Annotated in this window: 22 protein-coding genes; 15 read left to right on the forward strand and 7 right to left on the reverse strand. The window is 55.6% G+C overall.

Going from position 1 to position 23,341, the window contains the following annotated elements; translation table 11 throughout:
* Positions 1-2: 2 nt before the first annotated feature.
* From D0C27_RS17295 to D0C27_RS17320, 6 genes are read left to right on the forward strand one after another with little or no spacing between them, the layout of a single operon-like run.
* Positions 3-1,133, forward strand: a complete 1,131-nt coding sequence (locus D0C27_RS17295; RefSeq protein ID WP_137431380.1) for an FAD-dependent oxidoreductase — start codon at positions 3-5, stop codon at positions 1,131-1,133.
* Positions 1,120-2,766, forward strand: coding sequence for a hypothetical protein (locus tag D0C27_RS17300; RefSeq protein WP_137431381.1), 1,647 nt, complete (start codon positions 1,120-1,122; stop codon positions 2,764-2,766). The genes D0C27_RS17295 and D0C27_RS17300 overlap by 14 nt, the downstream gene beginning before the upstream one ends.
* Positions 2,759-3,547 (forward strand): NAD-dependent epimerase/dehydratase family protein, encoded by a 789-nt coding sequence (locus D0C27_RS17305; protein ID WP_137431382.1) that lies wholly within the window; start codon positions 2,759-2,761, stop codon positions 3,545-3,547. Before D0C27_RS17300 ends, D0C27_RS17305 begins: the two co-directional genes overlap by 8 nt.
* 2 nt (positions 3,548-3,549) lie before the next feature.
* Positions 3,550-4,386: a sugar phosphate isomerase/epimerase family protein gene (locus D0C27_RS17310; protein WP_115634187.1), complete on the forward strand. Its 837-nt coding sequence runs from the start codon at positions 3,550-3,552 to the stop codon at positions 4,384-4,386.
* Positions 4,383-4,739 carry a DMT family transporter gene (locus tag D0C27_RS17315; RefSeq protein WP_115634188.1) on the forward strand — a complete coding sequence of 119 codons (357 nt, stop codon included), beginning with the start codon at positions 4,383-4,385 and terminating at the stop codon, positions 4,737-4,739. The genes D0C27_RS17310 and D0C27_RS17315 overlap by 4 nt, the downstream gene beginning before the upstream one ends.
* Positions 4,736-5,551, forward strand: a complete 816-nt coding sequence (locus D0C27_RS17320) for a glycosyltransferase family 2 protein (RefSeq protein WP_115634189.1) — start codon at positions 4,736-4,738, stop codon at positions 5,549-5,551. Before D0C27_RS17315 ends, D0C27_RS17320 begins: the two co-directional genes overlap by 4 nt.
* Positions 5,552-5,632: 81 nt before the next feature.
* Here the strand turns inward: D0C27_RS17320 and D0C27_RS17325 are convergent, their stop codons facing one another.
* Positions 5,633-6,571 carry a tripartite tricarboxylate transporter substrate binding protein BugE gene (locus D0C27_RS17325; protein ID WP_022983479.1) on the reverse strand — a complete coding sequence of 313 codons (939 nt, stop codon included), beginning with the start codon at positions 6,569-6,571 and terminating at the stop codon, positions 5,633-5,635.
* 208 nt (positions 6,572-6,779) lie between these two features.
* On the opposite strand from D0C27_RS17325, the gene D0C27_RS17330 reads away from it, so the two are divergent.
* From D0C27_RS17330 to D0C27_RS17340, 3 genes are read left to right on the forward strand one after another with little or no spacing between them, the layout of a single operon-like run.
* Positions 6,780-7,676 carry an AEC family transporter gene (locus D0C27_RS17330; protein WP_081055357.1) on the forward strand — a complete coding sequence of 299 codons (897 nt, stop codon included), beginning with the start codon at positions 6,780-6,782 and terminating at the stop codon, positions 7,674-7,676.
* Between the two features lie 9 nt (positions 7,677-7,685).
* Positions 7,686-8,186, forward strand: a complete 501-nt coding sequence (locus tag D0C27_RS17335; protein ID WP_009461285.1) for a bifunctional alanine racemase/tRNA (adenosine(37)-N6)-threonylcarbamoyltransferase complex ATPase subunit type 1 TsaE — start codon at positions 7,686-7,688, stop codon at positions 8,184-8,186.
* Entirely contained in the window at positions 8,150-9,517 is a 1,368-nt protein-coding gene (locus D0C27_RS17340) for an N-acetylmuramoyl-L-alanine amidase (protein ID WP_009461284.1), read from the forward strand. The genes D0C27_RS17335 and D0C27_RS17340 overlap by 37 nt, the downstream gene beginning before the upstream one ends.
* Before the next feature lie 635 nt (positions 9,518-10,152).
* On the opposite strand, the gene D0C27_RS17345 is transcribed toward D0C27_RS17340, so the two are convergent.
* Entirely contained in the window at positions 10,153-10,803 is a 651-nt protein-coding gene (locus D0C27_RS17345) for a VTT domain-containing protein (protein ID WP_026485215.1), read from the reverse strand.
* Positions 10,804-10,948: 145 nt separating this feature from the next.
* Between D0C27_RS17345 and mutL the strand changes: the two genes are divergently transcribed.
* Both mutL and miaA read left to right on the forward strand, forming a co-directional pair.
* Positions 10,949-12,820: a DNA mismatch repair endonuclease MutL gene (gene mutL, locus D0C27_RS17350; protein ID WP_115634190.1), complete on the forward strand. Its 1,872-nt coding sequence runs from the start codon at positions 10,949-10,951 to the stop codon at positions 12,818-12,820.
* Complete coding sequence (gene miaA / locus D0C27_RS17355) at positions 12,817-13,755, forward strand: tRNA (adenosine(37)-N6)-dimethylallyltransferase MiaA (RefSeq protein ID WP_115634191.1); 939 nt, start codon at positions 12,817-12,819, stop codon at positions 13,753-13,755. Before mutL ends, miaA begins: the two co-directional genes overlap by 4 nt.
* A gap of 100 nt (positions 13,756-13,855) precedes the next feature.
* On the opposite strand, the gene D0C27_RS17360 is transcribed toward miaA, so the two are convergent.
* Together D0C27_RS17360 and purM are read right to left on the reverse strand one after the other, a co-directional pair.
* Entirely contained in the window at positions 13,856-15,316 is a 1,461-nt protein-coding gene (locus D0C27_RS17360; protein ID WP_137431383.1) for an NCS1 family nucleobase:cation symporter-1, read from the reverse strand.
* 285 nt (positions 15,317-15,601) lie between these two features.
* Positions 15,602-16,651 carry a phosphoribosylformylglycinamidine cyclo-ligase gene (gene purM, locus D0C27_RS17370; protein WP_022983476.1) on the reverse strand — a complete coding sequence of 350 codons (1,050 nt, stop codon included), beginning with the start codon at positions 16,649-16,651 and terminating at the stop codon, positions 15,602-15,604.
* A gap of 54 nt (positions 16,652-16,705) precedes the next feature.
* On the opposite strand from purM, the gene hda reads away from it, so the two are divergent.
* The 4 genes from hda to folK are packed head-to-tail and all read left to right on the forward strand — an operon-like array spanning position 16,706 to position 19,981.
* On the forward strand, positions 16,706-17,404 hold the full coding sequence (gene hda / locus D0C27_RS17375; RefSeq protein WP_137431384.1) for a DnaA regulatory inactivator Hda: 699 nt from the start codon (positions 16,706-16,708) through the stop codon (positions 17,402-17,404).
* A 3-nt stretch (positions 17,405-17,407) separates the two neighbouring features.
* A complete protein-coding gene (locus D0C27_RS17380) occupies positions 17,408-18,109 on the forward strand; it encodes an HAD family hydrolase (protein WP_009461280.1) in 702 nt (233 codons plus the stop codon).
* A 10-nt stretch (positions 18,110-18,119) separates the two neighbouring features.
* Positions 18,120-19,499, forward strand: a complete 1,380-nt coding sequence (gene pcnB / locus D0C27_RS17385; RefSeq protein WP_009461279.1) for a polynucleotide adenylyltransferase PcnB — start codon at positions 18,120-18,122, stop codon at positions 19,497-19,499.
* Positions 19,500-19,528: 29 nt separating this feature from the next.
* The gene (gene folK / locus D0C27_RS17390) at positions 19,529-19,981 is read left to right on the forward strand and encodes a 2-amino-4-hydroxy-6-hydroxymethyldihydropteridine diphosphokinase (protein WP_035271452.1); all 453 of its coding nucleotides are present in this window, start codon (positions 19,529-19,531) and stop codon (positions 19,979-19,981) included.
* Here the strand turns inward: folK and D0C27_RS17395 are convergent.
* The 3 genes from D0C27_RS17395 to D0C27_RS17405 form a co-directional block, all read right to left on the reverse strand.
* Entirely contained in the window at positions 19,965-21,485 is a 1,521-nt protein-coding gene (locus D0C27_RS17395) for a UdgX family uracil-DNA binding protein (protein WP_137431386.1), read from the reverse strand. The two genes, folK and D0C27_RS17395, sit on opposite strands and share 17 nt — an antisense overlap.
* Before the next feature lie 52 nt (positions 21,486-21,537).
* The gene (locus D0C27_RS17400) at positions 21,538-22,743 is read right to left on the reverse strand and encodes a putative DNA modification/repair radical SAM protein (protein WP_009461276.1); all 1,206 of its coding nucleotides are present in this window, start codon (positions 22,741-22,743) and stop codon (positions 21,538-21,540) included.
* Positions 22,744-22,882: 139 nt separating this feature from the next.
* Positions 22,883-23,161, reverse strand: coding sequence for a hypothetical protein (locus D0C27_RS17405; RefSeq protein WP_022983473.1), 279 nt, complete (start codon positions 23,159-23,161; stop codon positions 22,883-22,885).
* Between the last annotated feature and the right edge of the window lie 180 nt (positions 23,162-23,341).

Raw genomic sequence — 23,341 nt, forward strand, 5'->3', positions numbered from 1 at the left:
CCATGGAAAGAACGACCGGGGACAATTCATCGTGGGATGCGGTGGTGATTGGGGGCGGTTTTTATGGATGTGCCATTGCCGTCTTCCTGGCTCGTCAACGAAACTGGCGGGTATGCTTGGTAGAACAAGAAAAAGCGTTAATGACGCGGGCCTCATACAACAACCAGGCTCGAGTACATAATGGTTACCACTATCCACGCAGTTTCGTCACTGCCTATAGAAGCAGAATCAATCTGCCCCGTTTTCTGCAAGAATGGCCGCAAGCCATCTACAAAGAGCATGTCAAGCTCTACGCCATTGCTCGTCGCAATTCGAAAGTCACCGCCAGGCAATTTATCAAATTTTGCCAACAAATTGACGCCCGCATCGAAAATGCCCCCCCTACCTTGCTTGCCCTATTTAATCCCAAACTCATCGAAAACGTTTTTCTGGTGGATGAGTATGCGTTTGATAGCACCACATTAGCCTCCTGGGCCAGGCAGGCCCTGAGCGATGCTGGAGTCACCGTCCTTTGCGGAGTTAAAGCAAGCACTGTTAGCCAAGATAATCCTGGCCGCCTGAGCCTACAGATCACCGATCAGGACGCCACCCCAAAAAATATTCAAACGCAACGCATTCTGAACTGCACCTACAGCGGCTTGAACCAATTAGGGGGAGACTTTCCGCCTATCCAAAGCAAACTCAAACATGAAATCACGGAGATGGCACTGATTCAAATGCCTTCAGAACTGGCTTCACTGGGCATCACCGTCATGGACGGCCCCTTTTTCTCGGTCATGCCCTTTCCCGCTCGCCAACTCCACACGCTATCGCATGTACGCTACACACCGCACCTTCACTGGCAGGATCAACCTACGTTAGACCCTTATCAACGCTTGCGCACCTATGATTACCAGTCTCGCTTTGATCGTATGATTCGGGACGTACAACGCTATATGCCAGCGATGGCCAAAGCCCAATATAAAGAGTCTTTGTTCGAAGTAAAGACCGTACTCAGCCGTAATGAGACAGACGATGGCCGTCCCATCTTGTTCGAGCGCCACCATACTTTGCCGGGCTGCTGGTCAATACTGGGTGGAAAAGTCGACAACATCTATGATGTCCTGGAAAAAATAGAAGATGAAATCCGTTGACCTCCAACACCGCATCACTGCACCAGCCATTCTTGCCTTGTGTCTGCCCGCTGCCCTAATTGAAAAATTCTCCGGCCGCTTCACTGTCCAGGGCTCAAACTATTTCTTCCAGGACCCTTTTCACCAAGGGGAGTATTTCGCCGTTGCACAGTCTTTGTCGGACACAGCCGGTTCCCCCTTTCCCGCACTATCCATTCATGGGGCCCTGGATTACATCCCGTATTTACTCGTCTCCAGCCTGAGCGACACCCATTACAGCTTTCTGCCTACCTTCTTTCTGTATTGTCTTTTAGGCTTGATAGCCTGCTTGCTGGTCTCTATTTTAGGAATTCGCCTATCAGACCAGCCACGTCCAGGATTACCCGCACTGTGCCTGGCTTTGTCAGCGGCCTTTACTGTCGGCTACCGAGATCTGTTTCTTTTGCTCTGCCTCCTGCTTTTCTACTTGCTGATCAAACCAGGATACAGCCGACAAATACGGAGAGCACAGCAAGTGGCATTCGGTCTGAGCATGGCCCTGGGGCTGGTCTGGAGCTTTGACCGTGGTATCGCGGCTTGCCTGGCTCTGGGTACGGCAACCCTCGTTCTCTTACCTCGTCAGCGAGACTACCTGATCGCGTTGGCTATGTTCGTGCTGACCCTTGCTTTGGCGGGCCTGATACATCCTATTCTTTCCCCTGCTTCGCTACTGGAAAATATTCTGGTACTAATGCGCACATCAGCGCAATGGCGCCTGGCCGCCGGGCCACAAACCACACCTCTCATCGAGTTTGCCGTACAACTCAATATACTGGCCGTACTCGGCTGCTGGTTCTCGCACTGGCGCGCCCATAGTCTGAAAAAAGCCTTGTCGGAACTGATTGCTCTGTCCTTGCTTGCGGCACTCTTCACCAAAATAGGGACAAACCGGGCAGATCCGGAGCATATTCATTACGCGTTATGGATTCCGATGCTGCTGGCGATTCGAACCCCCTGCATCCAATCCAGAATGCAATGGCTGTTTGGGGCAGCAGCAATCTGGCTGCTGTGGCAAAGCTTCCTGATCGGACTAGAACACACTACTTTCGTCCCAGCTCTTGCTGCCGCCTGCCTGCTGCAGGCGAACACGCCTCGTTACACCGGGCAGCGCTTCGTCGCCAATCTGGCCTTGTGCGCCTCACTGCTATTTTCAGTTTATATATTTGCCCTGAGCCAGGACGTTGACCCTGAACTTACGCAAAGCCGATATGGATGGGTCACCCCCCTGGTCAAAAAACAGCTGGATCAAGATACCGTTGCACCCGACATACAGTGGGCGAGTGCCGAATTGCAGCGCCACAAAGCTAACTGCGTGTTTGATCTTGCCAATCATGGTCTGATCAACGGCCTTACCCGTTTACCCGCCTGCAGCCGCTTTACCTACCCCGTCTATGCATCAGCGGACTATGAAGACGAGCTGATCAATGACGTAAAGCTCAGCAATGTGCCGGTGTTGATTTACTCCTCTACCTTTTGGTCCTACAACATTGATGGCCGTTCAATGAAACAGCGCTTTCCTGCCTTGGATGCTTTTATCATCCAGCACTACCCCATAGAGACATGCAGAGCCACGCTCTGCTTACGCTACCAAGAAGGACTCAGAGACCATGAATGAAGATGCCCTGATCGGATACTCCGGTTTTGTAGGCCAGACACTCAGTCGTCAGCGTGCTTTCGGGCACAACTTTCGTAGCACCAATGCCGATCAAATCGGCACTCAACCATATGACACCGTCTATTGCTGCGCTGCTCCCGCCAAAAAATGGCTGGCCAACAAGGAGCCTGCCCATGACAAAGAAGTCATTGAACAACTGATTGCGCATCTGGACCGGATTACCTGCAAAAAATTTGTACTCATCAGCACGGTAGATGTATTCAAAAGCCCGATTCATGTCGATGAGTCCAGCGAAGTCGATGAAAGCAATCTGCACCCTTACGGCCTGCACCGTCGCATGCTGGAGAAATTCGTTACCCAACGATTCGAGAATCACCTGATTGTCCGTCTTCCTGGTCTGGTTGGGCCTGGCCTTAGTAAAAATATCCTGTTCGATTTTCTAAACAACAATAATCTACAAGCGATTGATAGCCGGGCGCTGTTCCAGTTTTACCCTATGATCAACCTTTGGTATGACTTGCAAACGGCACTAAAAGCAGATTTGGAGCTACTGCATTTATGTGCTGAGCCCGTGAGCGTCGCAGAGGTTGCCACACACGGCTTTAACCAGTTCTTTGAAAACGTGACGGACCACCCTCCTGCCCACTACGACATCCGAAGCTTGCACACCAAACTGTATGAGGCTCATGGTGCCTACCAATACAGTCGCAAAGAGTCCATCCAAGCTATACGGGCTTATGTCCAAACCGAGCCTGTCACGCTATCTCAGGAGAAGGGCTAACTATGCGACTGTCCATTTCCAATATCGCCTGGCAGCCTGAAGAAGATCAGCGTATCGCCACATTGCTTGAACAGCATCAGATTGACGCCATCGATATTGCGCCGGGCAAATACTTCTCATCCCCTGAGCTGGCGACCAAAGCCGAAATCATGGCAGTGAAACAGTGGTGGCATGAACGTGGTATCAGCATCATCGGCATGCAGTCCTTGTTGTTTGGCACCACTGGCCTGAATGTCTTTGGCGATAAAGCATCTCGCTCAGGGCTGCTTACCCGCCTCCAGGCCATTTTTCGGATTGCAGGCATACTGGGCGCAACACGTCTGGTCTTTGGTTCCCCCCGCAACCGGGATCGTCATAGTCTAAGCGACCAAGAGGCCACAGACAGCGCAATCCAGTTTTTCCAGCAAGCAGCCAACTACGCCGCCGATGAGGGCGTTCTGCTATGCCTGGAGCCTAATCCAGTCTGCTATGGTGCCAACTTCATGACTAACAGTCAGGAAACAGCCTTAGTGGTCAAAGCCGTCAACCACCCGGCTTTACGCATGCAACTGGACACAGGGGCTATTACCATCAACCAGGAGGATGTAGCCCAGGTGCTGAACTCTTACGCAGCGCTGATCGGCCATGTCCATGCAAGCGAACCACAATTGGTGCCATTAGGCGATAACGGAACAGACCATGGGAAAATGGCATCAGCCCTGGCCCAATCCCTGCCCAAAGCCATCGTCACCATAGAAATGTTGGCTACCGAAACAGAACCTGCCTTGCAAAGCATTTCACGAGCCTTGCACGTTGCCATTCAGGCTTATCGCAACCCCGCACTTGAGCAGCCGCTATGAAATGGCTGATTCTTTTCTTGGGTATTGCAGCGAACGCCAGCGCCAGTGTGCTCGTCAAATTGGCCATGATGCCCCCCCGCCGCTTTCCATCGCTCTCCGACCCCATGGCCGCCTTGAGCAACTGGCCATTTTGGCTAGGACTAGTTCTCTATGGAATAGCTTTTCTGCTTTATGCCGCCGCCCTGACAAGACTGCCCCTGAATGTTGCGCACCCCATTTTGACCTCTGGGGCCATTGCGAGCGTTGCAATCATGTCTCACCTGCTCTTTCGTGAAGCATTCCCCACCACCACACTCATCGGCATCGTATTGGTCATTGTCGGTGTTATTTTCATCACTTTCCGAAGCACATGAGCCCCATTTCACCCGCGCCCGCAAACTGGCAAGTGCCTGCTTACGAATGTACCTTCTGGCAAGGAAAACGACATGACTATTGCGTCGTTATCCCCGTAATCAATGAAGGGGCTCGCATACATAGCCTTCTGCAACGCATGGCAGATGCTCAAATCGAAAAGCACGCTGACATCATTCTTATTGACGGGGGCAGTACTGACGGCTCACTGGAACCCATGCTATTACAGCAACTGGGAGTACGCGGCCTGCTTGTCAAAACGGGTAGCGGAAAACTGAGTGCTCAATTGCGTTGCGCCTATGCCTTTTGTCTGACAAGCGGCTATGAAGGCATCATCACTATTGACGGGAACGACAAGGACGACCCGCAAGCCATCCCCGAATTTATTCAATCCTTAAAACAAGGAACCGATTTCGTTCAGGCCTCTCGCTACATTGCGGGTGGGTTTGCAAAAAACACGCCTCTGTCTCGCGATTTGGCGATACGTCTAATCCATGCGCCCATGTTGAGCCTGTTTTCTGGATTCCGCTGGACCGACACCACGCAAGGCTTTCGAGCCTATAGCCGACGTATCTTGCTAGACCCTCGTGTCGCTCCTTTCCGCGATATTTTTGCTAATTACGAACTACTGGCCTACCTGTCCTATCGGATACCCAAGCTTGGCTATACCTGTGTTGAATTACCCACCAGCCGACTTTACCCCAAAGGACAGGTCCCAACGAAAATCAGCAGCGTACGCGGAAACCTGGGACTCCTGACCGTTTTGATACAGGCATGTCTAGGTCGCTATAACCCGGATAAGACGGAGCCATAAAAAAATACCCCAAGCACCAAAATGAGCTTGGCACTTGGGGTGCTGTTCCTTGCCAGTCGGCGAGAAAAGACTGAGACGAGCTTATTCCAGCTTGATATTACCTTTCTTGACCACGTCGTGGGCCCAGTCGTACTGCTCCTTGATTTCCTTGGCGAACTCTTCAGGCGAATTACCCGACGGTGTTGCCCCCTGCTTTTCCAGAGCCGAAATAATTTCGGGTTTCTTCAAGGCTTCCGCAGCAGCGGCATGCAGCTTGGCAACGATTTCAGGCGGCGTACCCTTGGGAGCCAGCAGACCATACCAGGCCGGGCTGTTCAGCTGCGGGTAACCTTCTTCGGCCAAGGTCGGCACATCTTTCAGAGCAGGCAGGCGCTCGGGCCAGGCAATAGCCAATGCGCGCAAGTTGCCAGCCTGGATCTGGGCCATGGACGAAGGCAGGTTATCAAACATGGCATTGATCTGGCCACCGACCGCATCCGTTACAGCCGGGCCGGCACCACGGTAAGGAACGTGCACGATGTCGGTGCCAGTTTCCAGCTTGAAGGCTTCGCCAAACAAGTGCAGCACCGAGCAAGTGCCCGAGCTGCCGTAAGAATACTTACCTGGATTGTCTTTCAGTTGCTGCACGAACTCCTTGAAGTTCTGTGCCGGGAATTTGGGGTTGACCTCGATCACGTTGGGCAGGTTGGCAAAGTTGCTGACCGGCACAAAGTCTTTCAAGGGGTCGTAAGGCAAATCATTAGGGCGGCAAGCGGGATTCACAGCCAAAGTCGAAATGGTGGCAATTGACAAGGTATAGCCGTCAGGTTTGGCGCGAGCCGCTTCTGCCGCTCCAATAGCGCCACCGGCACCACCCTTGTTTTCTACCACCATGGACTGGCCCAGCACTTCGCTCATGCCCTTGGTCACAATGCGCGCCACAATATCGGTGGAGCCGCCTGGCGCAAAAGGAACAATGACGCGAATCGCTTGATTAGGATAATCCGCTTGAGCATGAGCGACATTAGCCGTGCCGATCATGGACAAACTTGCACAAAGGGATAGCAGCGCAAATTTCTTGGGAAACTTCTCTATCATGGGAACATCTCCTCTTTAGTCTTTTTGTAGATCCATCCCCTGGGTAAGGGGAACTAACCAATAATAGCGCAGCTAATCCCCATCAATTGTTAATTCTGAAAGCAGATACCTACAGGGGATATACCTATATCTGCTTCTATTTACCCTCATCATGGCCACAATATTCCCGCTGATTCTGCCCGATTTCCTGTTAATTGCACTGGGGGCTTTACTGCTGCATCACTTTCATTTCAGCCGGGATTTTTTCCAGGGTGCGGAGAAGCTAGTCTATTACGTCCTGTTTCCAGCCCTGCTGTTTGATTCCATTACCCGCATTCCGCTCAATCTGGGCGATACCTGGCCTTTATTGGTCGCTGCGGCTGTTTTAATTGCCGTAGGCACGGTTCTGGCCTGGCTGGCCCTGCCCATTCTGAAACCCGAACATTTGCAGCACGCGGCCCTGACTCAATGCGCCTTTCGCTTCAATACCTATTTGGGGATGTCTCTGGCCAGTGCGATTGCCGGGCCATCGGGTGTCGCTGTCATGGCTTTGCTGGTGGGCTTTTCTGTTCCCATGGCCAATATGGTGGCAGTGACCGTGCTGGCGCGGGGGCAGCAAGGCCGTATCGCCATCGAGCTGCTTAAAAATCCCCTGATTCTGTCTACTGTTGCTGCACTGGCCTGGAATCTGGCTGGTTTGTCCGTACCAGGCCCGGTTCAATTGGCCTTTAGCCGCTTGGGGGCTTGTGCCCTGGGGATTGGTTTGTTGTGTGTAGGCGCCACCTTGTCCCTGCAAGGCTCGCGGCGTGCCGGGGCCTTGATCGGCTGGATTACGGCCATCAAGCTGCTGGCTTTGCCCTTGGCGGCGCTGGCGATTGCCTGGGTGTTGGATATGAGCACATTGGAGCGCCAGATGTTACTGGTATTTGCTGCCCTGCCTACGGCCTCTTCTGCCCACGTACTGGCTGCCCGCATGGGGGCCGATAGCCGTCTGGTCGCGCTGACCATGTCGATCGGCACTATACTAGCGGGCTTGACCATTCCATTGTGGTTATCCCTCGCTACCTGATCCAAGCCTATGAATCCGCAAGCTTTAACCCTGTCCTTGCCTGACGAGGACGCTACCACCGCCTTGGCCGAGCGCCTTGCCCCGCTGCTAAGCGGTCAGGTTCCCGGTGTGCCTGTGGGTGGCCGAATTCATCTTCATGGTGACCTGGGCGCCGGTAAAACCCACTTTGTTCGGGCCCTGTTACGGGCTTGTGGCGTTACCGGTCGTATCAAAAGTCCTAGCTACGCTTTGCTTGAAAGTTATAAAGTTTCTAGCTTATACTTCTATCATCTTGATTTTTATAGATTTAGCGATCCACGAGAATGGGTCGACGCAGGTTTTCGCGATATTTTGCAAGACAATGCTGTTGTGCTGATCGAATGGCCCGAAAAAGCAGGGGATTTATTGCCCGAGCCCGATCTGGATTTACACCTGGATTATTGCGGTGACGGTCGTTTGGCCACCCTGGATGCACGCAGCGCCAAAGGAACGCTATGGATTACGACACTCGCCCCCAGCCTGCAGAAGTAGCCCCAGCCGGCAAGGCCCGTCGCCGATTCGTCGCCACGGCCACCACCCTGTTCCTGCTTCCCGTCATACCGCGGCTGGCGAACGCCAGCACCATCGTGGCCGTCCGTACCTGGCCGGCAGACGAATACACCCGCGTCACCCTGGAAATGGATAGCGAGCTCAAGGCCGAGCACTTCACACTGGAAAACCCCCATCGCATGGTGGTGGACATCCAGGGCCTGACCATGAACCGCACCATCGAGGAGCTGGTTTCCAAGGTCCGCCCCAATGACCCCTACATTCGCTCCGTGCGCGTGGGCCAGAACCGCCCCGACGTCGTGCGTCTGGTGCTGGATCTGAAACAGGCCGTCGCTCCCCAGATCTTTACCCTTAAGCCCGTTGGCGAATACAAGTACCGTCTGGTGCTGGACTTGTACCCGCGCGTGGCGCAAGACCCGCTGCTGGCTTTGCAAATTCAGGACGATAACGACCCCTTGGCTTCCGTCCTGGAAAGCCTGGCTCAAAACTCGCCTGACGCTCCTGTGCCTACAGTACAGGGGCAGACCTTGCCGCCCGTCGCTCGTACGCCGCCTCCCGTTACAACTCCACCGCGCTCTCCTTCGCCTGCGGCCACGCCTGGTACACCCAATCGTCCTTTGCTAATCGCACTGGACCCTGGCCATGGAGGTGAGGACCCCGGTGCCATCGGCCCCGGTGGTACCCGTGAAAAAGATGTGGTGCTGAACATTGCCCGTCGCTTGAAGCGCCTGATTGATGCGCAGCCCAATATGCGTACCTATTTGACGCGCGACTCGGACTTCTTCGTGCCGCTGCAAGTGCGTGTGCAAAAAGCCCGTCGGGTGAAAGCTGACCTGTTCATCAGCATTCACGCTGACGCCTGGATCAAGCCCAGTGCGCGTGGCTCGTCCATCTACGCCCTGTCCCAGAACGGTGCAACCAGCTCGGCGGCCCGTTGGCTGGCCAAGAAAGAGAACGATGCTGACTTGATCGGTGGTCTGAACCTGGGTTCCCACAACCGTCAGGTCGCACAGATTCTGCTGGACCTGTCCACAGCCGCACAGATTAACGACTCGGTGAAAGTGGGCTCGCGCCTGCTGGGCGAGATCGGCAAGATCAACCGCCTGCACAAGCGCAATGTTGAACGCGCTGGTTTTGCTGTGTTGAAAGCACCCGATATTCCATCGATTCTGATCGAAACGGCATTTATCAGTAATCCGGAAGAAGAGCGTCTGCTACGTAGTTCTTCGCATCAGGACAAAATTGCCCAAGCCATTCTGACCGGCATCCGGGGATATTTTGCCGAGTTTCCGGCACTGGCCAGCCGTAGCTAACTATCTGCTTGGTTCGATGAAAAAAGCGCAGCATTTTTGCTGCGCTTTTTTTGTTTCCGTAGAGTCTGAGGCTGTTCAGAAAAGAGAGCATCTTTGGGCAAGAACCTGTTTGAACCTGAATCGGCATGGCCTTTTCTTGAGGGGGAGCCGCTAGTCTGCAGGCGAGTCAGGGTGCTGGCCGCAGGCTCTTGAGCTATCCAGGATACAAGCCCCGTGCTGTTTGAGCGCGACGCTTATAGCTCGTCCGGGGGACGAGCTATCGCGCGAGTTCACGGGGCGCCTGGATAGCTCAAGAGACAAGGGTACCCGTGCGCAGCACGGGCCAGGGCCCCGCCTGCAGACTAGCGGCTCCCCCTCAAGAAAACTGAGGCATTCTTCGCTAAAGGCTGAAACAGAGGCAGCTTTTTCAAAAATACCGAGAGTGCCAATAGTTACCTTGAACACTTGAACACTTGAACACTTGAACACTTGAACACTTGAACACTTGAACACTTGAACACTTGAACCCAGATTTTGCGACGGCTTTTACCCCCTCGCCAACAACAGCGATATCTGACAGGTTCCCGAAATAAAAAAGGACGCCTACTGGCGTCCTTTCCTTAACCTTTAACAAGCAAACAATCCGATCTCAAATCCTACAAAGTCGCATCACCCTTGCTCTTGCGCTTGAAGATCTTCCACAAGGCCCCAGCCACAACAGGCACTGCCGCTGCCGCAATACCAATCAGCACAATGGTGTTCAAATGCGCCTTGATGAAAGGCACATTACCAAAGAAGTAGCCCAGGGTAATCAAGCTGCAAATCCACAGCACCGCGCCGGTAATGTTATACATCTGAAAGCGCATGGCATTCATATGGCCCACCCCGGCCACAAAAGGCGCGAAGGTGCGAAACAGAGGCAAAAAGCGGGAAATGACGATGGTCTTGCCACCATGCTTTTCATAGAAAGCATGGGTTTTGACCAACGCACGACGATCCAGGAATCGGGATTCCTGGGTAAAGACTTTCGGGCCTATATACCGACCCACGTGATAGTTCACGGTATTACCCAGCACGGCTGCCACGATCAGCAGGCCACCCAGCATGACCGGGTCCAGCATGCCCGAAGCGCCAAAGGCTCCAGCAATAAACAACAGGGAATCGCCCGGCAGGAAGGGCAAAACCACAAGCCCGGTCTCGCCAAATATAATCAAGAACAGAACAAGATAAATCCAGGCTCCATACTGCTCGACCCACACACCCAGGTACTGGTCAATATGAAGGATCATGCTGAGTAAATCGGGCATAGTTCCACACCAAAATAACAATCCAGCCAGTCCGATACTGGTCAGACCGACACCATAGAGCAAGCGGTTAAAATAAGCCGCTACCGTTTGAAACCCGTTGAACGTGTAATGTTCAACCCTGAATACACACAAGGCCAGCCGCCCTATGTCATCAAGACGCCGTATTATCCCACTCCCGGACTTGCTTGTAAGCCAAATTGCAGCCGGTGAAGTTATCGAGCGCCCGGCATCTGTCCTGAAGGAATTGCTGGAAAACGCGATTGACGCCGGAGCCAGTGCCATCGAGATTCGCCTGGACGGCGGCGGCATACGCCGCATCTCTGTCAGCGACGATGGCCACGGCATCACCCAGGAAGAATTGCCCCTGGCGCTGCTGCAACATGCCACCAGCAAGATTCGCTCGCTGGAAGAACTGGAGTCCGTGGCCTCCATGGGCTTTCGGGGTGAAGCCCTGCCCTCAATTGCCTCGGTAGCCCGCCTGACGATTAACTCGCGCACTCAGGACGACCCGCACGCCTGGGAGTACTCACTGGGTCAAAGCGAACCCCAGCCCGCCTCCGGGCAGATTGGCACGCATGTGGATGTACGTCAGCTATTTGACGAAATCCCTGCCCGTCGCAAGTTCCTGCGTACGGAAGGCACGGAGTACGGCCATTGCGTGACCGCGCTGGAGCGCATTGCCCTGGCACAGCCGCAGATCGCTTTCCGACTGTTTCACAATGACAAGCCCCAACGCCACTGGCGCAGCGGCACACTGGAGCAACGCCTGCTGGATATTTTGGGCAAAGAGTTTATTGAGCAAAGCCTGCCTGTCGCCCAGGAACAAGGCCTGATCAGCTTGCGTGGTCTGGTGATTCACCCCGCCCATGCTCGCCCCAGTGCAGACAAACAGTTCTTGTTCGTGAATGGCCGTTTTGTGCGTGATCGTACTGTGTCACATGCTATACGCAGTGCTTATGCCGATGTACTGCATGGAGATCGCCAGCCTGCCTATGCCTTGTTTCTGGACATTGCCCCATCCACGCTGGATGTGAACGTACACCCCGCCAAGCACGAGGTTCGCTTCCGTGACAGCGGTGCCGTCTACCGCTTTGTGCTGCAGTCTGTCGGACAAACCTTGGCGCAAGGCAGCATGGCCGGGGAAACGCCAGTTGCCGCCATGCCTTTACCTGAAGGCGCTACCCAGCCTCCTATAACGGGCACCCCCTACCCTTCGGCCACGCCTGGCGCACCCAGCAGCTCCTACACCAGCAGCGAACCCGCCATGCCGTATAGCCATCCGGCCCGTCAAGGTTGGCAATCCAGTTTCAGCCTGCGCGAGCCCTCTGGAGGTGGCAATGTCGACTGGAAAAGCATATATCGCCCGATTGAGCCTGCTCCCAGCAACACGCCAGTCACCAGCTACCAAAGCGAGACAGACAGCACAACGGACGAATTTCCTTTGGGCATGGCCCTGGGGCAGTTGCACGGCATCTATATTCTGTCCGAAACCCGTCAGGGCATGATTCTGGTGGACATGCACGCCGCACATGAACGCGTGGTCTACGAACAATTAAAGCAGGCTCTGGATGGCCGCGAACTGCCCCGTCAGGATCTGCTGGTGCCGGTTGTATTCAGCTGCTCGGAAAGTGATATCGCCTTGCTGGATGAGCATCAGGAAACCCTGGCCGATCTGGGCCTGAGCATGAATCCGGCAGGCCCCACCACCATGGCCGTGCGTGCCGTCCCCGCCCTCCTGGCCCAAGGCGATATCGAATCGCTGGCCCGTGCCGTACTGCGCGATCTGGCCCAGGTAGGCTCGTCACGCCACCTGGATGAGCAACGCAACGAACTGCTCTCCACCATGGCCTGCCACGGCGCCGTACGCGCCAATCGTCGCCTGAGCATCCCCGAGATGAACGCCCTGCTTCGCAAGATGGAACAAACTGACCGGGCCGACCTGTGTAATCACGGCCGCCCCACCTGGTTCCAATGGAAGCTCAGCGAGCTGGACAAACTTTTTATGCGTGGACAATGAACGATTTACCCATTCTGTGCCTGGCTGGCCCGACGGCCAGCGGCAAAAGCGCAAGCACGCATATCCTGGCGCAACACTGGCCGATTGAAGTGATTGTGATGGATTCGGCCACGATTTACCGTGACATGGACATTGGCACCGCCAAACCCAGCGCCGAAGAACAAGCCGCTATCCCCCACCACTTGCTGGATATACGCGACCCGGTAGAGAGTTACTCAGCCGCAGAGTTCGCCACCGACGCGACCCGTCTTATTCAAGAAATCCGGACGCGCGGGCATTACCCTGTGCTGTGTGGCGGCACCATGCTGTATTACAAAGCCTTGCGCGAAGGCTTGAACGATTTACCGCAGGCAGACCCTGCCATTCGCCAGCAACTGGATGAGCGTGCCCAGGAGATTGGCTGGCCCGGCATGCACGAGGAACTGACCCGCATCGACCCGGTGACAGCTGCCCGACTGGCTCCCCGCGACAGCCAGCGCATTCAACGTGCGCTGGAGATTTTCCATATCAGTGGCAAGACCATGAGTGACTGGCTCAAGGACAAAGCCCAGCCGCAAGAAGAGAGCCACCAGTACGTCACCATGAGCCTGGAGCCAGAAGATAGATCCTGGCTGCATAAGCGCATTGCGGCTCGCTATCACGACATGATCGCGCAAGGGCTGCTGCAGGAAGTGGAGAAGCTGTACCAGCGCCCTGATTTACATCCCGGTCTGCCCTCCATTCGCTGTGTGGGCTATCGGCAACTGTGGTCGTATCTGGACGGCGAAGTCAGCCTGGACGTGGCGATCGAACAGGCGATTGCCGCGACTCGCCAGCTAGCCAAACGTCAATTGACCTGGCTACGCTCCGAACCCGAGCGTCTGCAATTCAACTGCCAGAGCCCGCAAGCCGCCGAGCAGATTGTGCAAGCGGCACGCCAGATCTGGCCAGCCTGATACACCAGGCTCGCTCGTAGGAACGGCCCCTTGACGGCCGGATAGTATCCGACTGCCAAGGGGCCGTTCAAAGAGACCGTTTTTTTACCCGAAACGCCTCTTACACCGAAGCGCCGCTCAGCTTGGGCAAAACTTTGGTGCGCATGGCCACGTATTGGAACGCGCCACCCAACAAGGCACCAATCAGCCAGCCGTAACCCGCCATATTCGCCAGCGCAGGCACCCAAACAGTCGCTACCGAGAACACCGCCGCCAGGAAGAAAGCGGCCATTGCACGCTTGTTCCAGCCGTTCTGGAAGTAGTAGGTACCGCTTTCTGCCAGGCTGAACAGATCCGACACCACGACACGCTGTTTGCGGATCAAGTAGAAGTCCACAATCATGATGCCGTACAAGGGAGCCAGCAAAGCGCCCAAGGTATCCACAAAACCCGTAATGCCGATAGCGCTGATCAAGGGCAGCCACAAGGCACCGATAAAGAAAGCAATTACGGCTGTCAGAATGCCGCCCATCTTGGCAGAGATCAGCTCGGGCTTGAGGTTGGCCAAATCAAAGGCCGGTGGAATAAAGTTCGCCACCAGGTTGATACCCACGGTTGCGGCAAAGAAGGTCAAAGCCGCGATCACCGTTAAAGCCAGACTATCGACGCGATCCACAATATCGGTAGGGTTGGTCAAGGTTTCGCCAAACAACACAGCTGTACCGGCGGTAATGAACAAGGCCAGGAAGGAGAACACGGCCAGGCTGACAGGCAAGCCCATGAAGTTACCGATACGCATGCTGCGCTCGTCTTTCACAAAGCGCGAGAAGTCGCCGTAGTTGATCACAACGGCAGCAAAGTACGCCACCATAGTGCCCACCACCGCACCAAAGGCCATCAAGGGTCCGCCTTCGTAAGAGCCTTTACCGGCAAAGATCTCACCCACTTTATCGAGCAAACCACCGCCAGCCTTGTACCAGATCACGGCCAGCAAGGCGAACATCACCAGATACACCAACGGGCCCGCCCAGTTCAGGAAGCGCGTAATCCACTTCATGCCCATCAGGAAAATACCCAGCTGCAGGATGCAAACCACCACGTAAGACACCCAGCCCACCCAATCCAGCCCCAGGAACAAGGCTCCGCCGGGATGATCCAGCAAGGCATTGAACAACAGCGCCAAGGCCGTGGAGGCAAAGTAGGTCTGCACGCCATACCAGAAAATGGCCACAATCCCGCGCACCAGAGCAGGAAACTTGGCGCCCTTCACCCCCATACTGATACGGGCAATCACAGGATAGGGAACGCCATACAGCACGCTGGGTTTACCGCTCAGATTCACCAGCCCCATCACAATAAAACCGGCCAGCAAGATGCCAGCAAATACGGCCCAACCATTCAAACCATAAGAAATGAACAAGGTGGCGGCCAAGGTGTAGCCAAACAGACTTTGAATATCGTTAGACCAGACGTTGAAAATCTCGAACCAGCCCCACAAGCGTTTTTGTCGTGGCAAAGGCGCCAAGTCTTCGTTGTGCAAAGCAGGATGCGGGTCTTTCAAAGATAAATCGCTGTGCTCCATTTTCTTCCCCCTAAGAAATTGCTTCTAACATTTCAGCTGAAATTTCTATGTGCTTGCCGCTACTGTAGGAGCCTTGCTGATCGGGGAACATTATGGAATGTACGAGTAATACCTAAATTCGGATTAGCTCGAAAAACGACATAATCAAATCCATATAATATTTATTTGAAAATCAAATACATCAGATTCGATGCGGTAATACAGGGCAATTCAAAGCAGGATGCAGGAATAAAAAAAGCCAGCTTGATGAGCTGGCTTTTTTACTGACGGAAAGATCAGAGGTGTTTAGACCACTTCAGTCTGTGCCTGACCTTCCTGACGCTCCAGGATTTCGCCCAATTGGTAAACGGTTTCGCCTTGCTCGGACAAAGTGGCGCTGATGGCGTCTGCCTTGTCTGCAGGAACAATGATGATCATGCCGATACCGCAGTTGAACACACGGTACATTTCTTCGTCGGCCACGTTACCGTTGCTTTGCAACCACTGGAACAAGGCAGGCATGGTCCAGGAATCACGCTTCAGACGGGCAGTCAGGTGCTTTTGCAGAATGCGTGGCACGTTTTCCAGCAAGCCGCCGCCCGTGATGTGAGCCAGGCCCTTGATGTCCGCACCGTGGGCAGCCAAGGCAGCCAGCACGGATTTCACGTAGATGCGGGTGGGTTCCATGACCACGTCAGCCAAAGGACGGCCATCGAGCTCGTCGGTAGGCTTGGCGTTGGCGTGCTTGAGAATCTTGCGAATCAGGGAGTAACCGTTGGAGTGGGCACCGCTGGAAGCCAGACCCAGAACCACGTCACCAGGAACAATGGACTTGCCATCGATAATGCGCGATTTTTCTACCGCTCCCACTGCAAAACCGGCCAGGTCGTACTCGCCTTCGGGGTACATGCCGGGCATCTCTGCCGTTTCACCACCGATCAGGGCACAAGCGGACAGTTCACAACCCTTGGCAATGCCGCCAACTACTTGAGCAGCCGTGTCGACCGACAGCTTGCCGCAGGCAAAGTAATCCAGAAAGTACAAGGGTTCTGCGCCCTGGACTAGAATGTCGTTGACACTCATGGCCACCAGGTCTATACCCACAGTGTCGTGGCGCTGCCAGTCAAATGCCAGGCGTAGTTTGGTACCAACACCGTCGGTGCCGGACACCAGAACGGGCTCTTTAAGGTGGGTAGGCACTTCAAACAAAGCGCCAAAGCCTCCGATTCCAGCCATGACGCCTGCACGCATGGTTTTGGCAGCCAGTGGTTTAATACGATCGACCAGGGCATCGCCCGCGTCGATATCCACGCCTGCATCGCGGTAGGTCAAGGAAACAGAAGTAGTGTTTTTCATGGGAAAAGCCGTGGGATATGTGAAAATTGCGAGTTGGACGAAATTGTACGACACATGACCGAGCAACTGATTCTGGATATATCTCCAGCACCGCCTGCCTCTTTGGACAACTTTGTTGCCGGAGCGAATCAGGCTGCGTTGCAGGCTCTGCGTCAATGCAGTCCAGGACGCGCGGTTTACCTGTGGGGACCGCCCGGCGCAGGTCGAACACATCTGCTGCGGGCGATGGCCAGTCAAGACGACAGCCGCTATTTTAGTTCAGATACACCCTTCCAGCCCATCTTTGACATCGCTACCGATGACAAAGCCCCCCCCAGCCTCTTGGCCATCGACGATATCGAACGTTTTGACGAGCACGGTCAGGCTGCCGTATTTGCACTGTACAATCGCTGGCGCGAGTCGGCCACCCGGCCAGACGCCTTCACGCTGCTGGTCTCCGGCGACCGGGCTCCCAAAACCATGTCCGTGCGCGAGGACTTGCGCACACGCCTGGGCTGGGACCTGGTATTCAGGCTGGAATACCTGTCGGACGCCCACCGGGCCGAAGCCATGCAACAGCGAGCCGCTGCCCGCGGTCTGCAGCTGCAAGCGGAAGTGCTCAGCTGGATACTGACTCACTACGATCGCGATATGAACCGCTTGAGCGCACTGATCGATGCGCTGGACAATTATTCACTGGTAAAGAAACGCCCCATCACTTTACCCCTGCTCAAAGAACTTCTGGCCAACAGCCAGACCCAATCTTCTAGTTGAGTCATGACTGCTTCTTCTTTTATTGCCCTGTTTGATCTGGACCACACTCTGCTTCCTTTAGATAGCGATTACCAGTGGGCTGACTTCCTGGCCCGTACCGGCCGCGTCGGTGACCCCGCTGAAGCCATTCGTCTGAATGAAGACCTGATGGAACGCTATAACCAGGGATTGCTGACGGCCGAGGAATCGGCCGAATTCATGTTGGGCCTGCTCACCAATGCCAGCCAGGAAGAGTTGCTGGCCTGGCAGGACGAATTCATGCAGGCCGTGATCCTGCCCTCGATCAGCCCCGCTGCACGCGAACTGTTGGCCCAGCATCAGGACCAGGGCCATCTGGTGGCGATCGTGACCGCTACCAACGAATTTGTGACACGCCCCATTGCTGCGGCATTGGGCGTAGACCACCTGATCGCCACCACCCCCGAAATGAAAGACGGCCGCTACACCGGCAAGATCAGCGGCGTGCCCAGCTTTCAGGCTGGCAAGATCACCCGTGTAGAACAGTGGCTGCAAACCATGGGCAAAACTTTGGCCGACTTCGAGCGCAGCTGGTTTTACAGCGATTCGCCCAACGATCTGCCCCTGATGGAAGTGGTGACCGACCCCGTGGCAACCAACCCCAGCGACAAGCTGCGTGCCGTGGCCACCGAACGCAATTGGGTCGTCATCGATTTGTTCGCTGACATGATGGACAGCAAATCGTAAAATCAGACGCATGCTCAAGCGAACAATAAAAACATTTGTCGACCGGCTGCTCAAACCAGCCAAAAGCGCGCGTCCCAAAGGGCCGCGCCGCTACACACGAGAAGAACATGGCATAGACCGGCGTCTGGTCTCGCGTCATGCCATCAAAGTGTGCGAGGTCCTGAACCACGAAGGCTATCAAGCCTATGTCGTGGGCGGCGCAGTGCGCGATTTGCTGGTGGGCCTGGAGCCCAAGGACTTTGACGTGGCAACCAACGCCACACCCGAGCAAATCCGCCCCCTGTTCCGTCGTGCCCGCATCATTGGCCGCCGCTTCCGCCTGGTTCACGTGGTGTTTGGCCAGGAAATCATCGAAACCTCGACCTTCCGGGCCGATGATAGCGGCAAGCAAACGGACGAACATGGCCGCATCCTGCGCGACAACGAGTACGGCACCATCGAAGACGATGCCGCACGCCGCGACTTCACACTGAACGCGCTGTACTACGATCCCCTGACTGAAACCGTCATCGACTACCACAACGGGGTAGCCGATCTGAAAGACCGCCAGGTACGCATTATTGGTGATGCGGAAACCCGCTATCGCGAAGACCCGGTGCGCATGCTGCGTGCCGTGCGCTTTGCCTCCAAGCTGGATGCCACCATCGAACCGGCAACGGATGCGCCCATTCGTTCCTTGTCGCGTCTGATCGAGAACGTACCCGAGTCCCGTCTGGCTGACGAAACACTCAAGCTGCTGAACTGCGGCCACGCCATGGACTGCATCCAGCGCCTGCAGGCGCTGGGTCTGCACAGCAAGCTCTTGCCTATGGTCGAGCCGGTTCAACGCCTGCCCGGTGGCTCTGAATTCCTGGATATGGCCCTGGCCCGCACCGACACCCGCGTTCGTGCTGGCAAATCGGTCAGCCCCAGCTTTATCTATGCCTGCCTGCTCTGGAAGCTGGTCAAGCAAGAATGGGAACGACGCAGTGCCCAGGACATGCATCCCCAGCAAGCCTTGCTGGAAGCCGCCGACCTGATCCTGGAAAAACAAAGCCGCATCATGCCGATTCAAAAGCGCTTCCAGTCGGATATGCGCGAAATCTGGTTCATGCAGCCCCGTTTTGAGCGCATCGCCAATCGCGCTATCTGGCGCATGACGGAACAACCTCGTTTCCGTGCCGCTGTGGATTTTTTACAACTACGCGCCGAAGCCAAAGAGGTGGATAGCGTGCAGGCACAGTGGTGGATGGATCTGGCCGATGCCGGTGACGAAGAACGCAGCAATATGATTGCCGTGCGCAAACCTGCTGGCACCGCCGCTACCGGCTCGCGCAGCGGCCAGCGCCGTACCCGCCGCCGTCGCTCCAACGCCAAGCGCAGCAACGCAACGGGTGGAAGCGAATCGTGATTCCAGGCAGCACCACCGTTTTCGTCGCCATGGGCGCGAATCTGGGCGAAGCACGACAAACTCTGGAAACAGCAGCGGCTGAACTGGCCGCTACTGCTGGCATCCAGGATCTGACGCTGGCCCATTTCTACAGCACGGCTCCCGTCGATTCCAGTGGCCCGGATTACGTCAATACAGTCGTTCGCTTCACCTGCACCCTGGCTCCCGAGACCTTGCTGGACCGTCTGCAACACATCGAGCAAGAGCACGGCCGCACGCGCCTGTACCGTAATGCACCCCGTACTCTGGATCTGGACTTGCTGCTTTACGGGCAAGAGCAGATCAACACGGAGCGGCTGATCGTCCCCCACCCCCGCATGCATGAACGTGCTTTTGTGCTGGTACCGCTGGCTGATCTGGCTCCTGAACTTGAACTGGCTCAAGGCCACATCAGGGAGTTACTGGTCAACGTGCAAGATCAGGAAATCAAGCGGCTGAGTTGATACCCGCGGCCAGGCCCTCGTCCGTAGCGGAGCCTGTCGCCAGCCGCCATCCCATTTGCAAGACCTGGGTAATACTGCTGACAATTTCCTCGCGGCGGGCCGCAGAGTCCACACGCAGCGCATACGAAGGATGCCAAGCTGCAATTACCCACGTCTGCCCTAAAAGAAACGGCTTGGCCAAATACTGAGCAAGCGGCACTTGGGTTCCCAGCAAAGCAGATAAGGCCGTCACCCCAAAAGTAACGATGACAGCAGGTTCAAGGCGCGCCAGTTCTTCCTGCAACCAGTGCCCACATGCCTGCACTTCGGCTTGAGAGGGGCTGACATGCAAACGCTGCTTGCCTCGCCCTTTCCATTTGAAATGCTTGACGGCATTGCTCAGATACAGCGCATTGCGTTCAATACCGGCACGCTGCAAAGCCTGATCCAGAACCCGCCCTGCAGGACCGACAAAGACACGCCCTGCCAAATCCTCGTAATCACCGGGTTGCTCGCCCAGCAACATCATGCGCGCTGTTGCCGGGCCTTCTCCCGGCACGGCTTGCGTAGCGTGCTCCCATAGGCCGCAGCGACGACAGGCTTCCAGTACAGACGGTTCACTGCGGTGAGGCTGTGCGCTGTGGGCCTCCACCGCGACTGACTTGCCCGGCATCCGGGCTACCGCACTAAACTGCCCCACTCGCCGGGCGCCATTACGGGCCTCGCTAATCATGGCGGGAATCAAGCTGGCTTCGGGCAGGCCTTTCCAGAATCGCACTGGCATGCTCTGCTGCAAAGCGGTTTCATTCAGCCGCGCGGGATTGAAAATGCTTTGGTAATAGCGCAACCACAAGGCCTCCACCTGATCATCGGCCGGGCCAGCCCGTAACGCCTCTATATTGTCGGGGGCATCCTGCAGCTGCAGATTCCGACCATCCCACAGTGCAAGCCCTTGCGGCGTCGCGATACACCACGACGTGCCCCCCATGCGTTTGGAGAAATAGTCTGCAATCCACTCCAGCACATCGTGCTCGGGTTCAAACCAGGCCCAGTACTCGGGCTGCATGCCCTTGCCACAATGGCGGAACCGTACATAAGCCATCATGTCGTGTTTTTCCTTACGCACCGCTTTGGCCATCTCGTACAAACGGGCACCATCTTCGTCTGCTACAGACTCCACACTGCGATCACCCTGATGCCAGCGCCACAGGACACGGTAAAGTAAAGCCCAACGCGCCGGCGCACGACACAGGGCCGCATCCTGCAGCAAGGCAGCCAGCCCTTTGGAAATACGCACAGACACACTGGAAACGGGCTGCTGCGCCTGGGGCTCTTGCAAGGAAACAGGAGAGGGAAGCGGCGCATGGGACGCTTCATACTCCAACCCGATTTGCTGCCCTTGCCGCCCTAAATCCGGGCTTGCTTCTGCCCAACAAAGCTCCTCCGGCGACCAGCCCTCGGCCAAAGCGCGTAATGCCTGCTCGCGCCAGGCCAGATAACCGCCGTTCACCATCAGAGTCATCATGACTGTTGGCTCCTGCTGCCAGAAAGAAGCAAGGTCGTCACACAAGGAGGATTCATAGCAAGCTCAGTTGCTGCGGATTGCTCGAGAGCATGCGTCGCAGCTTGTCTGACGCAGCCTCAGCAAGGCCGGGACGGTAATCCTGGACCACTACAAACGGCTGCAATGTCTTGATGGAACACCGCAAGCGAATCAAGTCCTGATATCGGATCGCCCGCATCTGACGAAGCTCGACCAGGCGCTTGGCATTGCGTATGCCTATACCCGGAACACGCGCAATCAGACGCTCGGGCGCCCGATTCAGATCTACCGGAAAAACCGCTCGATTGGACAAGGCCCAAGACAGCTTGGGATCAATATCCAAGGGTAAATCGCCCTTATCCTGAAACAGCTCCTCGGCCCGGAAACCGTAGCTACGCAGCAGGAAATCGGCCTGATATAGACGATGCTCCCGCAAGAGCGGCGGCGGCTGGGCTGGCAGCGCCGACGAACTGTCCGGGATGGGGCTGAATGCCGAGTAATACACCCGCTTGAGCTTGTAGGCTCCGTACAAGGTCTGCGCCGTTTGCAAGATATTGCGGTCATCCGCTGCATCCGCACCGACAATCATTTGTGTACTTTGCCCGGCAGGCACTTTAGGCCGCTTCTCCTCCTGAGCCTGTTCCTGGGACAGACGAATGACGCCCATGGCGCGCTTGATCGTATGCCCACTTTTCTCGGGCGCAAGACGACTCAGGCCAGCGTCTGTAGGAAGCTCGATGTTGACGCTGAGGCGGTCTGCATAAAGACCAGCCAACGTAATCAGTTGGGGATCAGCATCAGGAATGGTTTTAAGGTGGATATAGCCGCGAAAATGGTGATCTTCGCGCAAGGAGCGCGCCACCTCGACCAGGCTCTCCATGGTGTAGTCCGAACTTCGTATGATGCCCGAGCTCAGAAACAGACCATCTATATAGTTACGCCGATAAAAATCCAGCGTCAGATCAACCACTTCGGCAGGCCGAAAACGCGCGCGTGGCACGTTGCTGGAGCGCCGGTTCACGCAATACAGGCAGTCATACTGACAAAAATTGGTCAGCAGTATTTTGAGCAGCGATACGCAGCGCCCGTCAGGCGTAAAGCTATGACAGATGCCGGCCCCCGTACTGGCCCCAAGACCCGTACGCCCACGGGAATCCCGTTTGGGCGCGGCACTGCTGGCGCAAGAGGCATCGTACTTTGCCGCGTCGGCCAGAATTTCGAGTTTGCGCGATAGCTCCATGATCGAAATACTGTATATAAAAACAGTATTATACAGTTTTCGCTCAAGGCGTCACTTATCCAGAAAACGTTCAAAGAGGGCAAGCGGCCTGGCCTGTCCGGCAAAGGACAAGCCAGCCAAACTAGCTCAAGCTAAAGGATCACGCGTCCAAAAGCTTGATCAAGGCCTCTTGATGATTGGATCGAGCTTCCAGCAATTGCCGCCCTTCTTCGGTCAACATGGCTATCAGGGGAGCGGGGAAAGGGGAAGGAGTCTGCGTCGTTTGCGGGATGGCTTGGACTAATCCCAGCGACTGTAATTGTTCAAAAACTGCTTGTTTCTTGTGCCAGGGGGTTTGGCGTAAGCGCACGAGCTCAAGAGTGTTCCAGATTGTGGGGTTGAGCTGCGGAATAGTGATGGAGCGCTGAAGTTGCGTCATACAAGGCCCTTAATTAAGACCACCCATACCGACGTTGTGTGCCCATAAGGGAGGTCAGCCAGAAAGCATCCCTATACCGTACAACATAACGATGTACAGAATATTTCAAGGAGTTCTGACAGACATCGTCGCAGCGCTCCTCCAAGACTCCAATAAGCAATAACCCGCGCTTGCGCCCTG

The sequence above is a fragment of the Alcaligenes faecalis genome (genome assembly GCF_005311025.1).
GTDB lineage: Bacteria > Pseudomonadota > Gammaproteobacteria > Burkholderiales > Burkholderiaceae_B > Alcaligenes > Alcaligenes phenolicus.

What these genes read in the sequence shown, in the direction of transcription:
- D0C27_RS17295 (WP_137431380.1), top strand. Translation starts at nt 3, where the DNA reads ATGGAAAGAACGACCGGGGACAATTCATCGTGGGATGCGGTGGTGATT.
- D0C27_RS17300 (WP_137431381.1), top strand. Translation starts at nt 1,120, where the DNA reads ATGAAATCCGTTGACCTCCAACACCGCATCACTGCACCAGCCATTCTT.
- D0C27_RS17305 (WP_137431382.1), top strand. Translation starts at nt 2,759, where the DNA reads ATGAATGAAGATGCCCTGATCGGATACTCCGGTTTTGTAGGCCAGACA.
- D0C27_RS17310 (WP_115634187.1), top strand. Translation starts at nt 3,550, where the DNA reads ATGCGACTGTCCATTTCCAATATCGCCTGGCAGCCTGAAGAAGATCAG.
- D0C27_RS17315 (WP_115634188.1), top strand. Translation starts at nt 4,383, where the DNA reads ATGAAATGGCTGATTCTTTTCTTGGGTATTGCAGCGAACGCCAGCGCC.
- D0C27_RS17320 (WP_115634189.1), top strand. Translation starts at nt 4,736, where the DNA reads ATGAGCCCCATTTCACCCGCGCCCGCAAACTGGCAAGTGCCTGCTTAC.
- D0C27_RS17325 (WP_022983479.1), bottom strand. Translation starts at nt 6,571, where the DNA reads ATGATCGGCACGGCTAATGTCGCTCATGCTCAAGCGGATTATCCTAAT.
- D0C27_RS17330 (WP_081055357.1), top strand. Translation starts at nt 6,780, where the DNA reads ATGGCCACAATATTCCCGCTGATTCTGCCCGATTTCCTGTTAATTGCA.
- D0C27_RS17335 (WP_009461285.1), top strand. Translation starts at nt 7,686, where the DNA reads ATGAATCCGCAAGCTTTAACCCTGTCCTTGCCTGACGAGGACGCTACC.
- D0C27_RS17340 (WP_009461284.1), top strand. Translation starts at nt 8,150, where the DNA reads ATGGATTACGACACTCGCCCCCAGCCTGCAGAAGTAGCCCCAGCCGGC.
- D0C27_RS17345 (WP_026485215.1), bottom strand. Translation starts at nt 10,803, where the DNA reads ATGCCCGATTTACTCAGCATGATCCTTCATATTGACCAGTACCTGGGT.
- mutL (WP_115634190.1), top strand. Translation starts at nt 10,949, where the DNA reads ATGTCATCAAGACGCCGTATTATCCCACTCCCGGACTTGCTTGTAAGC.
- miaA (WP_115634191.1), top strand. Translation starts at nt 12,817, where the DNA reads ATGAACGATTTACCCATTCTGTGCCTGGCTGGCCCGACGGCCAGCGGC.
- D0C27_RS17360 (WP_137431383.1), bottom strand. Translation starts at nt 15,316, where the DNA reads ATGGAGCACAGCGATTTATCTTTGAAAGACCCGCATCCTGCTTTGCAC.
- purM (WP_022983476.1), bottom strand. Translation starts at nt 16,651, where the DNA reads ATGAAAAACACTACTTCTGTTTCCTTGACCTACCGCGATGCAGGCGTG.
- hda (WP_137431384.1), top strand. Translation starts at nt 16,706, where the DNA reads ATGACCGAGCAACTGATTCTGGATATATCTCCAGCACCGCCTGCCTCT.
- D0C27_RS17380 (WP_009461280.1), top strand. Translation starts at nt 17,408, where the DNA reads ATGACTGCTTCTTCTTTTATTGCCCTGTTTGATCTGGACCACACTCTG.
- pcnB (WP_009461279.1), top strand. Translation starts at nt 18,120, where the DNA reads ATGCTCAAGCGAACAATAAAAACATTTGTCGACCGGCTGCTCAAACCA.
- folK (WP_035271452.1), top strand. Translation starts at nt 19,529, where the DNA reads ATGGGCGCGAATCTGGGCGAAGCACGACAAACTCTGGAAACAGCAGCG.
- D0C27_RS17395 (WP_137431386.1), bottom strand. Translation starts at nt 21,485, where the DNA reads ATGATGACTCTGATGGTGAACGGCGGTTATCTGGCCTGGCGCGAGCAG.
- D0C27_RS17400 (WP_009461276.1), bottom strand. Translation starts at nt 22,743, where the DNA reads ATGGAGCTATCGCGCAAACTCGAAATTCTGGCCGACGCGGCAAAGTAC.
- D0C27_RS17405 (WP_022983473.1), bottom strand. Translation starts at nt 23,161, where the DNA reads ATGACGCAACTTCAGCGCTCCATCACTATTCCGCAGCTCAACCCCACA.